General features: G+C 49.9%; 10 protein-coding genes. 1 reads left to right on the top strand and 9 read right to left on the bottom strand.

Translation table 11 applies throughout. The features are described 5' to 3' along the window. Window positions 1-83 precede the first annotated feature (83 nt). From secF to AR688_RS01700, 6 genes are all read right to left on the bottom strand, one after another. Window positions 84-1,031 (bottom strand): protein translocase subunit SecF, encoded by a 948-nt coding sequence (secF, locus tag AR688_RS01725; protein WP_068228230.1) that lies wholly within the window; start codon window positions 1,029-1,031, stop codon window positions 84-86. 10 nt (window positions 1,032-1,041) lie between these two features. Beyond that, on the bottom strand, window positions 1,042-2,895 hold the full coding sequence (gene secD, locus AR688_RS01720; protein ID WP_068228228.1) for a protein translocase subunit SecD: 1,854 nt from the start codon (window positions 2,893-2,895) through the stop codon (window positions 1,042-1,044). Between the two features lie 21 nt (window positions 2,896-2,916). Beyond that, entirely contained in the window at window positions 2,917-3,255 is a 339-nt protein-coding gene (yajC, locus tag AR688_RS01715) for a preprotein translocase subunit YajC (protein WP_068228223.1), read from the bottom strand. 19 nt (window positions 3,256-3,274) lie between these two features. Continuing rightward, window positions 3,275-4,417, bottom strand: coding sequence for a tRNA guanosine(34) transglycosylase Tgt (gene tgt, locus AR688_RS01710; RefSeq protein ID WP_068228219.1), 1,143 nt, complete (start codon window positions 4,415-4,417; stop codon window positions 3,275-3,277). Between the two features lie 308 nt (window positions 4,418-4,725). Then, window positions 4,726-5,751 carry a tRNA preQ1(34) S-adenosylmethionine ribosyltransferase-isomerase QueA gene (gene queA / locus AR688_RS01705; protein ID WP_068231048.1) on the bottom strand — a complete coding sequence of 342 codons (1,026 nt, stop codon included), beginning with the start codon at window positions 5,749-5,751 and terminating at the stop codon, window positions 4,726-4,728. Window positions 5,752-5,871: 120 nt separating this feature from the next. Then, a complete protein-coding gene (locus AR688_RS01700) occupies window positions 5,872-6,780 on the bottom strand; it encodes a hydrogen peroxide-inducible genes activator (protein WP_068228217.1) in 909 nt (302 codons plus the stop codon). A 371-nt stretch (window positions 6,781-7,151) separates the two neighbouring features. Between AR688_RS01700 and AR688_RS01690 the strand changes: the two genes are divergently transcribed. Continuing rightward, on the top strand, window positions 7,152-9,413 hold the full coding sequence (locus AR688_RS01690) for a S8 family serine peptidase (RefSeq protein ID WP_068228212.1): 2,262 nt from the start codon (window positions 7,152-7,154) through the stop codon (window positions 9,411-9,413). Window positions 9,414-9,478: 65 nt separating this feature from the next. On the opposite strand, the gene AR688_RS01685 is transcribed toward AR688_RS01690, so the two are convergent. From AR688_RS01685 to phoU, 3 genes are all read right to left on the bottom strand, one after another. Beyond that, window positions 9,479-10,747, bottom strand: coding sequence for an inorganic phosphate transporter (locus AR688_RS01685; RefSeq protein ID WP_068228211.1), 1,269 nt, complete (start codon window positions 10,745-10,747; stop codon window positions 9,479-9,481). A gap of 18 nt (window positions 10,748-10,765) precedes the next feature. Further along, window positions 10,766-11,443 (bottom strand): TIGR00153 family protein, encoded by a 678-nt coding sequence (locus AR688_RS01680; RefSeq protein WP_068228210.1) that lies wholly within the window; start codon window positions 11,441-11,443, stop codon window positions 10,766-10,768. Between the two features lie 152 nt (window positions 11,444-11,595). Beyond that, complete coding sequence (phoU, locus tag AR688_RS01675; RefSeq protein ID WP_068231045.1) at window positions 11,596-12,306, bottom strand: phosphate signaling complex protein PhoU; 711 nt, start codon at window positions 12,304-12,306, stop codon at window positions 11,596-11,598. Window positions 12,307-12,370: the final 64 nt, after the last annotated feature.

Here is a 12,370-nt window from a genome sequence, read left to right as displayed (position 1 = left end):
GCCGGTCAGTGACCGGCATTTTTAGCATGTTTAACGGCGCAATTACAGTACAGCAGTACAGTAAAGCAGTTACAGTCAAGCAACTACAGTAAGGCGTCGGTATTTTCACCTTCTTTTTCTATAGGTGGTGGTGGCAGCATATCTTCACGGCTGATGCCGAGAATTTCTGCAATGGCACTGGCCACATAGATAGAAGAATAAGTACCAATGGCAATACCAAACAGTAATGCCGTGGCAAAACCGTGTATCAGCGCGCCGCCCATATAAAACAACACCACTAATACCAACACCGTAGTTAATGACGTAATTACCGTACGGTTTAACGTAGAGGTAATAGCATCATTAATAGTGTCGTCGACGCTGGTATCACGTAATTTACGGAAACTCTCACGGATACGGTCAAACACTACGATGGTATCGTTAATCGAATAACCTATCAGCGCCAGTATCGCGGCCAGCACCGTTAAATCAAATTCCAGCTGCAGTACAGAAAACAGGCCCATGGTTAAAATCACGTCATGCGCCAGTGATGCCACAGCACCCACCGACAAACGCCATTCAAAACGCATGGTGACGTAGAGCAAAATACCAATCAGCGCCACCAGCATCGCCAGGCCGCCGTCTTCTTTTAGCTCGGCGCCTACGCTTGGGCCGACAAACTCAACCCGGCGCATGGTAACCGGTTCGGCTTGCTGGGCATTAAGCGCTTTAATCACGCTGTCGCCCACTGCAGCCTGCTCAACGTCAGTACGCAGCGGAATACGGATCAGCACATCACGGCTGGTGCCGAATAACTGCACTACCGCATCGCCGTAACCGGCGTCGGTCAGGGTTTGCCTTACTGCGGTTAAATCTGCCGGGTCAGCAAAACCTACCTCGATAACAGTACCACCGGTAAAATCCAGACCCCAGTTAATGCCTTTAGTGGCAATAGAAAAAAACGAGCCCAGAATTAACAGTGTAGACAGTATGATTGCCGGCCATTTTAACCGCATAAAATTAAGCGGCTGGCTAAAGGAAAATATTCTCATGCCGTACTCCTTATATTGGCAATGACTGCACGCGGCGGCCACCCCAGAATAAATTCACTAATAAGCGAGTACCTACTACCGCCGTAAAAATCGACGTCAGAATGCCTATCGCCAGCGTTACCGCAAAGCCTTTTACCGGCCCGGTACCAATACCGAACAGGATCAGTGCCACTAACAAAGTAGTAATGTTAGAGTCGGCAATGGTAGCAAAAGCACGGTCATAGCCATGATGAATAGCCTGCTGCACTGAGCGGCCATCTAACAGCTCTTCGCGGATGCGCTCAAATATAAGCACGTTGGCATCTACCGCCATACCTACTGTAAGCACGATACCGGCCATACCAGGTAAGGTTAGTGTCGCGCCCGGGATCATCGACATAATGCCGACGATCAGTACCAGATTGGCTACCAGTGCCAGGTTAGCGACCAGACCAAAGGCTTTATAGTAAATCACCATAAAGATCAGCACGCATACCATGCCCCACTGAATAGCCGTGACACCCAGATCAATATTTTCTTTACCTAAGCTTGGGCCTATGGTGCGCTCTTCAATGATCTGGATTGGCGCAATCAAAGCACCAGCACGCAGTAAGGTAGACAGGTTTTGCGCTTCACCCGGTGAAGAAATACCAGTAATGCGAAAATCCCGGCCTAAACGGGCCTGAATGGTGGCGTCATTAATCACTTCCTGCTGTTTAATCAGTACCGGGTTGCCATCTTCACCAATTTCGGTGCCAGGCTTGTACTCAATAAACACTGAAGCCATACGCCGGCCAATGGCATCGCGCGTGGCAGCAGACAACATATTGCCGCCTTTGGCATCCAGCTTAATGCTAACCTGCGGCCGGCTGTATTCGTCAAACGCAGAGCTGGCGCCGGTAATATGCTCACCGGTAAGCATGATGCGTTTTTCCAGCAACAACGGGCGGCCATCACGGGTGTAATACAGCTCTGCATTAGGCGGTACCCTGCCTTCCAGCGCGGCAGCTAAATCGCCCTGCTCGTCTACCAGACGAAACTCCAGTGATGCCGTAGCACCCAGAATTTCTTTCGCCGAAGCAGTATCTTGCACCCCTGGCAGCTGTACGACGATGCGATCAGCACCCTGACGCTGCACTAACGGCTCAGCCACACCAATTTCATTTACCCGGTTACGGATAATGGTGATGTTTTGCTCCAGCGCATATTCGCGGATTTCTTTTAGGCGGATTTCGCTGATGCTAACCAGTAAGGTCAGGTTGTCGCTGCCGGTGCTGAACACCAGTTCACGATCGCGATTTCTCAGCGCAGTTTCAGCGGCAGCGACATCTTCTTCAGTGCGAAAACTTATCTGCACCTGGCCACGGCCAATATCAGCCTGGACATTACGGTAACGGATCTTGTCTTCGCGTAAGTCAGTGCGGAAGGTTTGCACCATGTCGTTCAGGTTTTTATCCAGCGCGGCTTTCATGTCCACTGCCATCAGGAAGTGCACACCACCACGCAGGTCCAAACCTAAGTTCATTGGTGTCGCACCAATGGCGGTTAACCAGTCGGGTGTCGCTGGAGCCAGATTAAGTGCCGTAACAAAGTTGTCACCCAGTTGCTGGCTGGCAATTTCACGCGCCTGCAGCTGATCTTCAGTGCTGTTAAAGCGGGCCAGAATTTGGCCTTCTTCCAGCACGACCGATTTTGCCGCAATATTGGCTGAGCGGAAGCTTTGCTCCAGTTGCAAGCGGGTTTCTTCTGCTACAGTACCGCCGCGGGTGGCGCTGATATTCAGCGCCGGATCTTCCGGATATAAGTTTGGCAATGCATATACCAGCGCCAGCAGCAGCATGCCGATAACGACGATATAGCGCCAAAGTGGGTTTTGATTTAACACCTGGTTATCCTTTCTTCGCTCTTACAGTGATTTCAGTGTGCCTTTTGGCAATACCGCACTGATCGCTGCTTTTTGTACCGTTACTTCCGTGGTGTCGTTCAGCGCAATAACCACAAAGTCTTTATCTTCAGCAATTTTGCTGATACGGCCAATCAGGCCACCCTGGGTTAATACTTCATCGCCTTTACCTAAGGCGGCCATCAGGTTGCGATGTTCTTTCACACGTTTAGCCTGTGGGCGGTAGATCAGAAAATAAAAAATCAGACCAAACGCCACCAGCATAATAATAAGGTCCCAACCGCCGCCCTGAGCTGGCTGGCTGGCTACGTCGGCGTATGCATTGCTGATAAATAAACTCATAAGTGTCCCCTAATTGTGATTAATGTTGTTCTGTATTGGTATCAATTGCTTGCAGTGCCGGAACCGGCAAACCGCGCTTAGTGTAAAACTGTTCAACAAACTGCTCCAAGTTACCAGCGGCTATAGCTGCGCGCAATCCTTGCATTAGCTTTTGGTAATGATGCAGGTTGTGCATAGTATTAAGCCGTGCACCCTGAATTTCGTTACAACGGTCCAGATGGTGTAAATAGGCACGGGAATAATTTTTACAAGTGTAACAGTCGCATTCGGCATCCAGCGGGCCAATATCATCTTTGTATTTAGCATTGCGGATTTTTACCACACCGGTGCTGACAAACAGATGACCATTACGCGCATTGCGGGTTGGCATGACGCAGTCAAACATATCGATTCCACGGCGTACCGCTTCAACGATGTCTTCCGGCTTGCCCACACCCATTAAATAGCGCGGCTTGTGTGCCGGCATTTTGTCGGTAGTGTGGTTTAAAATGCGGATCATATCGGCTTTGGGCTCACCTACCGACAAACCGCCAATGGCATAACCATCAAAGCCAATATCTTCCAGGCCATTAAGTGATACATCACGCAAGTTCGGATACATGCCGCCCTGAATAATACCAAATAATGCTGCAGGGTTATCGCCGTGTGCATCTTTACTGCGTTTGGCCCAGCGCAATGACATTTCCATCGACTTTTTCGCTTCCTGCTCGGTGGCCGGATACGGCGTACATTCATCGAAAATCATCACGATATCTGAACCTAAATCGCGCTGCACTTCCATTGAACGTTCCGGTGTTAACATAATGCGCTCGCCATTTAACGGTGAACGGAATTTAACGCCTTCTTCAGTAATTTTCCGCAACTCGCCCAGGCTGAATACCTGAAAGCCGCCGGAATCGGTCAAAATAGGCTTATGCCAGTGCATAAAGTCGTGCAGATCACCGTGTTTTTTGATGATCTCCGTGCCAGGGCGCAGCATTAAGTGAAAGGTGTTGCCAAGGCAGATTTGCGCACCGGTAGCGTCGAGCTCTTCCGGCGTCATGCCTTTTACCGTGCCGTAAGTACCCACCGGCATAAAGGCCGGCGTTTCTACTACACCACGCTCAAAAATAAGCCGGCCACGGCGGGCCTTGCCATCTGTGGTATCTAATTCAAATTTCATTACTATCCTCATACGCCGGAAAAACAGTCCGGCTTTTTTGCGCCGCCGATTATAGCAGCTTAAGTGACAGAAGCTAAGCTGAACCCGCCTGCTGATGACTCAACTGACTGTCAAGGCTTTGGCAGGGTGTTGTTGTGCAAAGGCAGGTGCCGGGAAATTCTTATTTCGCCGCCGTCAACAGCACATCCCTGTGCTGTCTCAGCCTCCGCGGCATCCCTGCCGCTGCTACATAAGAACACCCGGCCCCTGCCCTGGCAGCAATGTGCTAAACGTATGTAGGCCTCTGCATTCAACCAGCGTTTACAACGTTAGCGGATAAACATCGCATCGCCATAAGAGTAAAACCGGTATTGCTCGGCAATAGCAGTGTTATAGGCGTTCATCACATAATCGCGGCTGCTAAACGCCGATACCAGCATAATCAGCGTAGATTCCGGCAAGTGGAAATTAGTGATCAGCGCGTCAATCACCTTAAATTCATAACCCGGATAGATAAAAATCTGCGTATCGCCGTTATAAGCCACCAAATTACCATCGCCTTGCGCCGCTGCCGACTCTAACGAGCGCACCGACGTTGTACCCACGGCTACCACCCGGTTACCTCGCGCTTTGCAGGCGGCCACGGCGTCTACCACTTGCTGCGACACCTCAATATATTCGGCGTGCATCTTGTGCTCCAGTACATTGGCCACCCGCACCGGCTGAAAAGTACCGGCGCCAACGTGCAGAGTCACATAAGCAAATTCAACACCTTTAGCTTTAAGCTTATCCAGCAGTGGCTGGTCAAAATGCAGGCCAGCCGTGGGCGCGGCGACGGCGCCCGGTTTTTCGTTATATACCGTTTGATAGCGCGCTTTATCTTCAGCATTATCGGGCCGGTCGATATAAGGCGGCAGCGGCATATGGCCTAAGCGCTCCAGCATTTCAAGCACCGGCTCATCGCCTGTTACTTCCAGCTCAAACAGTTCATCGTGGCGTTGGTTCATCAGCACTGTCGCACTGTTTTCCAGTATCAGCTCGGTGCCGGGCTTGGGCGCTTTACTGGCGCGCACGTGGGCTAAAAAGCGCTTATCGTCCAGCATGCGCTCTACCAGCACTTCTACTTTGCCACCCGAGGCTTTCTGGCCGAACAACCGCGCCGGTATCACCTTGGTATTGTTAAATACCAGCAGGTCACCGGGCTGTAAAAAATCGGCCAGATCTTTAAAAATGTGGTGTTGCAGCGCTCCGCTATGTTTGTCCATGGCCAGTAAGCGGCTGGATGAGCGTTCGGCTTTAGGAAAGCGGGCAATAAGCTGCTCGGGCAGCTCGAATGAAAAATCACTGACTTGCATACTTTCAGCTGGGACAGAAGTAACTGGCATAGAAGTAACTGACATAGAAGGTTCCTTGGCTTTACCGACCAGAGGGCACGGCTGTAAAAAAACAGCCGGCATTTTAGCAGAACAACCGCCTTAACGGCACTTTTGTTGCAGCACTTCAGTAATCAAATCAGCCATTAGCCGGTAGCTGCGGGCCTTGGTTGACGTTGGCCGCCAGGCTACGCCGATATCACGATAAGCATTGCCGGTTGTGGGTGCCTGCGTAACCAACTCGGTGCCGTCCAGCAATCCGCTGTTAATCGCCATCTGCGGCATAAACGTCACCCCCAGCTTATTGTTTACCATCTGGGTTAAGGTGTGCAGGCTGGTGGCAAAAAACGGATTTACCTTACGGCTGTCTTCCAGCTCGCAGGCTTTTACCGCGTGGTTAGTCAGGCAATGCTCACGCTCCAGCAGAAAAATACTTTCATCCGGCCATTGGCTGATATCCTGGTTAAAGCCGCGGTTTAACCAGTCTTTATGCAGCACCAGTTTAAAGGCGTCCTGCGATAACACTTCAGTGTGAAAAGCGCCGGTTTCATATGGCAGCGCCAGCAGCACCATATCCAGCCGCCCTTCAGCTAAAGCATGCAACGAATTTTCAGAGGTGTCTTCGCGTAGCAACAACTGTAAATCAGGGTAACGTTCGCGACACAACGCCATCACTTCACTAAGGACAAAAGGCGCTATGGTGGGAATGCAACCTAAGCGGAACGGCCCTGTCATCGGCTTGCCCTGACATTTGGCAAACTCAGTTAACTCACCGCACTGCTCAATAATATGCCGCGCCTGGCGCACCACATCTTCGCCCAGCGGGGTAAAAATAAAGGTTTTATGATCGCGCTCCAGCAATTGCGCATTCATCGTTTCTTCTAAATTGGCAATAGCAGCACTAAGCGTTGACTGGCCAATAAAGCAAGCCTCGGCGGCACGGCCAAAGTGCTGATGCTCATGTAACGCCAGCAGGTATTGCAATTGTTTAATACTGGGCAAACGTTTCATTATTTATTCCGATGAAAAACATACATATCATTCTGCAAAAGTGCTTAAACTTTACGCCTGATAGCAGCGCTATGCAAGCGGCGCCCGGCAATTTAGCCGCGCACACAAAATTACAACTGATAAAAATTAGTAAACATAAATTCAACACCTTAAGTGATATTTCCCACTTTCATGTAAACATGAGTTTGAATAACCGTATTATTTGTTATAGCGTAAACAGCGAATTGTATTAGATCAGTCAAACTGGCAGGTAACAGCCCTGTAGCGACTACTGAGTTAAATGCAATAGTTCCCCGTTTGCGAGTTTTGCCGTCCGCGTTGTATCGGGTTCTGACAGTTTAAAAACTATAAAAATCACCTGGAGGGTGAACATGTCCAGATCACATCAAACCGTATTACTGATCGGCGTTAGCTTATTAGCCAGCGCAGTATCCAATGCTATGGCCGCATCAACAGACTCGTTGCGCCAGGCGGCAGAGCAAGCCAGCAGCGAGCGTTATATCGTTAAATATAAAGACAGTAACTTAAGTAAAGACCCGCTGCTTAACCGCAGCAAAGCTGCTAAAGACAACGCATTGTCGACCTTAAACAGCAGCAGTGAACGCTTAAGCCGTCAGGGTGCACGTATTCACCATGTACTGGCCAAACGTAATGCCATTGCAGCCGAACTAAGCCCGGCCACGGTAAAAGCATTAAAAGCAGATCCTAACGTGGAATATGTCGAGCGCGATTTACCGCGTTTCCCTATGTCACAGCAAGTGCCTTATGGTTACACCATGGTGCAGGCCGATCAGGTTAGTGACCAGCTTTCCTCTAATCAGACGGTATGTGTTATCGACTCTGGCCTGGGTTTACCGCATGAAGACTTTAACGATGCCAATATTACCGGTACCAATGATATCGGCACCGGTAACTGGTTTGACGCCGGCGGCCCGCACGGTACTCACGTAGCCGGCACTATAGCGGCGCTGAATAACGACGTCGGTATTGTGGGTGTGCTGCCCGATGGCAACGTAAAACTGCATATTGTTAAAGTGTTTAATGACGATGGTTGGGGTTATTCCTCTACGCTGGCACAGGCGGTAGATACCTGTGTGCAAAACGGTTCTACCGTAATTAATATGAGTTTGGGTGGACCAGGCTCCAACATCACTGAAAGCAATGCTATGCAAGCTGCCTACAACGCCGGCGTACTGCTGATAGCAGCTGCCGGTAATGACGGCAACACCGCACTGTCTTACCCGGCATCTTATGATTCGGTGGTTTCTGTTGCGGCAGTAGATGACACAAAAGCCCATGCTGATTTCTCCCAGCGCAATACGCAGGTAGAACTGGCAGGCCCGGGTGTCGCCGTAATGAGTACTTACCCAACTGGTACTGCACTGGAAACCAGCCTGACAGTAGACGGCACCAGTTACAGCACTAATCCGTTTGAAGGTTCAGCTATGGCAAGTTTTAATGCCGAGCTTGCCGGTTGCGGCCTGGCAACGACAACCTGTACTGATGTGACTGATAAAATCTGTCTGATTGCACGTGGCGAAGTCGCTTTTTCACAAAAAGTAGAGTCTTGTCAGGCCGGTGGCGGCATTGGTGCCATCATCTATAACAATGAGCCCGGCAATTTCAGCGGCACTTTAGGTGACGCCCCCACCACCAATATTGTGGCATTAAGCGTATCTCAGGAAGACGGCCAGCTGCTGCTTGCTGAACTGGGTAACGAAGCAAGTTTATTCGCAGGCCCGTCTAACTATGGCCTTATGGACGGTACTTCTATGGCCTCGCCGCATGTGGCCGGGGTAGCGGCACTGGTATGGAGCCATTACCCGGATTGTAGCAATGCGCAAATCCGCAGTGCTTTAGCGGCAACAGCAGAAGATTTAGGTGCGCCGGGCCGTGATACGTCTTACGGCCATGGTTTGGTACAAACCAAAGCGGCAGTAGATTATCTGGCAGAGTTTGGCTGTGACGGCGATGGTGATGATAACGAGCCACCACCACCTACCGGTACTGAACTGAGCAACGGTGTAACCGTAACAGAGCTAAGTGCTGCTGCCGGTGAAGAGCTGCTGTATACCCTGGCCGTACCTGCTGGCGCCAGCAATCTGTCGTTTGTGATGAACGGCGGCACCGGTGATGCCGATATGTACGTTAAGTTTGGCGGTGAGCCAACAGCATCTGACTGGGACTGCCGGCCTTACCTGTTTGGCAACAACGAAAGTTGCGCTATTGATCCGGCACAAACCGGCACTTACTTCGTTAAACTGGTGGCTTACAGCGCCTTTACCGGCGTAAACCTGACCGGCAGCTTTACCGCACCGGATTTACCGGATGCCGGTGGCGAAACTATTACCGATATCAACATCGCCCGCCGTGCCTGGCAGCATTACACGCTGGAAGTACCGGAGGGCATGGCGCAGCTAACTGTTGAAATTAGTGGTGGCCGTGGTGATGCCGATCTGTACGTGAAGCATGGCAGCCAGCCTACCAGCGGCAGCTATGATTGCCGGCCAAATAAAAACGGCAACAGCGAAACCTGTGTTATTAACAACCCGCAAGCCGGCGTCTGGCACTTCTCTGTATATGCCTTCCGTGCGGTAAGCGGCTTAACACTGGTAAGTGAATACCAACCGTAAGCGTGATAGCTTAGCCAATAAAAAAGCCCTCGCGATGAGGGCTTTTTTTGCTTATCAGCTGCGCATTACACGCTGAAAATAGCTTTAAGAATATAGAAAAATATAATTGCCAGGCCCGCACCTACCGGTAACGTAATAACCCAGGAAATAAAGATATTACGCACCACGCCTAAGTTAAGCGCTGCAATACCGCGGGCTAAACCTACACCTAACACTGCACCTACCAGCGTTTGCGTAGTTGAAATAGGCAACCCTGCACCGGAGGCAATAACGACAGTAGAAGCTGCCGATAACTCAGCGGCAAAACCACGGCTGGGTGTTAAATGCGTAATGGCCGTACCTACGGTTTTAATAACCCGCGCACCTAAGGTTGCCAAACCGACAACTATACCTATACCACCCAGAGGCAATATCCACCACGCCAATGTTGCCTTGCTGGCAATTTCACCACCAGACGTTACAACACTCACTACCGCAGCTAAAGGGCCTATAGCGTTAGCTACATCGTTAGAACCATGGGCAAACGCCATACAGCAGGCGGTGGTGATCATTAACACACCAAAAATGCGCTCAACGTTATTAAACTGCATTTTTTTGTCGGCAGCAGCGTCAAACTTCAATCTACCGATCACGACTTTACCAATTAAACCCACCACGACGGCTATAGCGAATGAAATGTAATAGCCCTCAGCCGTACTAATGTTCAAACCTACATGCGTTAAACCTTTTTGCACGGTTACCAGCGTCATCATGAAGGCAGCAAACATCATGTAAAACGGTACATATTTTTTTGCATTAGCTAATGGCGCATCAGTATCAAAAATTAATTTTTGCGCACTCATAAAGAATAAGTAAGCCAACACCCCGGCTAGCATGGGTGTCACCACCCAGCTACCGACAATACCGCCCACCTTATCCCAGTGCACAGCATCCATGCCTACGCCTACTGCCGCAAAACCGATAATGGCGCCAACAATAGAATGCGTGGTAGATACCGGCCAGCCGAAGTATGACGCGACAATAAGCCAGGTGGCGGCAGCTAATAACGCTGCTATCATGCCGTACACCATTAACTCCGGGGTATCGACAAAGAACGACGCATCGGTGATACCACCGCGAATAGTAGAAGTAACAGAGCCACCGGCCAGATAGGCACCGGCAAACTCAAAAATAGCGGCAATAAAAATAGCTTGTTTAATTGTCAGCGCTTTAGAGCCAACCGAGGTACCCATGGCGTTAGCAACGTCGTTAGCACCAACACCATAAGCCATTAAAAAACCGAACACGGCGGCGATAATGATCAGGATCAAACCGTATGATTGAATAATATCCATCAGGGAAACCTTTTAAAATTAACGGGCGAGCATAATTTCAAGACGCGAACCAACTTTCAGCGCGACATCGGCTAAATCACCTACCCACTCCAGCGTGCGATAAAGGAACATCACATCGATTGGGTTTAACTCTGTTTCTGCCAGGCGCAAAGCCTTGCGCAACTTGATCTGCATATCGTCGGTGTCACCTTCAATGGTATCCAGTTGCTCTACCATCTTAATAACCAGATCAACTTCACGGCCACGGAAGCCGGTTTCAAGCAGCTCATCCAGCTCGTTAATCACTTCACTGGCCAGTGCGGTAGCGTCAATGCAGCGCTGTACATAGGCTTTAAAACCATCCTGCAGGCTAACCGGAATAAGCAACTCACGGCCCAGCACCCGGCCGGTAATATCTTTGGTTTTGTTAGCAATTTTGTCCTGTTGCGACACCAGCTCTAAAATGTCGGTGCGGTCTACCGGCAAAAACAGCCCACGCGGCAGATTAACGCGGATTTCGCGTTTTAATTTGTCGGCTTCCTTTTCCAACGCCACGATGTTTTTGCGTACATCCGCAGCTGTTTGCCAGTCCTGCAAATACACTGCATCAAAAAACGGCAACAACAATTCGCTGGCCTGATGCACCTTGCGAATATGTTCTTCTATTGGCTTAATCGGTGATTTGGCAAACACGGATAAAAAAGTACTAGCTGGCATAGCCTGGCCTCGTATGTTGGTTTGACGATAGTCGGCGCGCATTGTAACGACATTCAAAGCGCATGAAAAACGAAAAATGAATACACAATGAAAACGCCCTGAGCAGAAGTCTAGTCAGGGCGTTGGCGATGTACAGTAAAAACAGAGGAAAATCAGCTGCGTGCATCTTGCTCCAGCTGTTCGGCGCTGCTGTGGCGCACTACCTTACCTTTAACGAAAAAGATAATGTACTCAGCCAGGTTTTTACAACGATCGCCAATGCGCTCCAGTGAGCGGGCCGACCAGAGTACATTCATAATTTTTGGAATAGAGCGTGGATCTTCAATCATGTAAGTCATTAGCTGACGGGTAATAGCCTCGTACTCGCGGTCAACTTTTTTATCTTCTTTGTGTACCAGCAGAGCCGTTTCTACGTCCATGCGGGCAAAAGCATCCAGCACGTCATGCAGCATCTGGCCAACATGGCGGCCTAAATTATCCAGGTTTACCAGCAGGCCTTGTTGCTCGGAATTAAACGACTCCAACGCTACCCGGGCAATACGCCGGGTCTCATCGCCAATGCGCTCTAAATCGGCGATAGTTTTCATAATGGCCATAATAAGGCGTAAATCGCTGGCTGCTGGCTGGCGGCGCACAATAATACGGGTGCACTCTTTATCAATCTGCAGTTCCCAGTCATTTACCTTTAAATCGGTGTCTATCACCTTTTGCGCCAGCTCGGCGTCGGCATTGGCAATGGCCATCAGTGCGTTATTCAGCTGTTGTTCGATTAAGCCGCCCATTGCCATCACATGGTTGCGCACTTCATCAATTTCTTCATTAAAAGAACTGGAAATATGTTTGGTTAAATTGAGTTTATCCACTGCGAACTCCGTGCATGTGTCTGATAAGGTGAAAGGCAACTGGTTTAACAATCGCGAAAACTGC

Source organism: Rheinheimera sp. EpRS3 (assembly GCF_001513785.1).
Taxonomy (GTDB): domain Bacteria; phylum Pseudomonadota; class Gammaproteobacteria; order Enterobacterales; family Alteromonadaceae; genus Alishewanella.
The sequence above is the reverse complement of the archived record's forward strand: the minus strand, read 5'-3'. Positions and strand labels throughout refer to the sequence as shown.

Bases quoted from the DNA above. Each gene is read 5' to 3' on its own strand.
- yajC (WP_068228223.1), bottom strand. From the start codon at position 3,255: ATGAGTTTATTTATCAGCAATGCATACGCCGACGTAGCCAGCCAGCCA.
- AR688_RS01685 (WP_068228211.1), bottom strand. From the start codon at position 10,747: ATGGATATTATTCAATCATACGGTTTGATCCTGATCATTATCGCCGCC.
- secF (WP_068228230.1), bottom strand. From the start codon at position 1,031: ATGAGAATATTTTCCTTTAGCCAGCCGCTTAATTTTATGCGGTTAAAA.
- AR688_RS01680 (WP_068228210.1), bottom strand. From the start codon at position 11,443: ATGCCAGCTAGTACTTTTTTATCCGTGTTTGCCAAATCACCGATTAAG.
- queA (WP_068231048.1), bottom strand. From the start codon at position 5,751: ATGCAAGTCAGTGATTTTTCATTCGAGCTGCCCGAGCAGCTTATTGCC.
- tgt (WP_068228219.1), bottom strand. From the start codon at position 4,417: ATGAAATTTGAATTAGATACCACAGATGGCAAGGCCCGCCGTGGCCGG.
- AR688_RS01700 (WP_068228217.1), bottom strand. From the start codon at position 6,780: ATGAAACGTTTGCCCAGTATTAAACAATTGCAATACCTGCTGGCGTTA.
- AR688_RS01690 (WP_068228212.1), top strand. From the start codon at position 7,152: ATGTCCAGATCACATCAAACCGTATTACTGATCGGCGTTAGCTTATTA.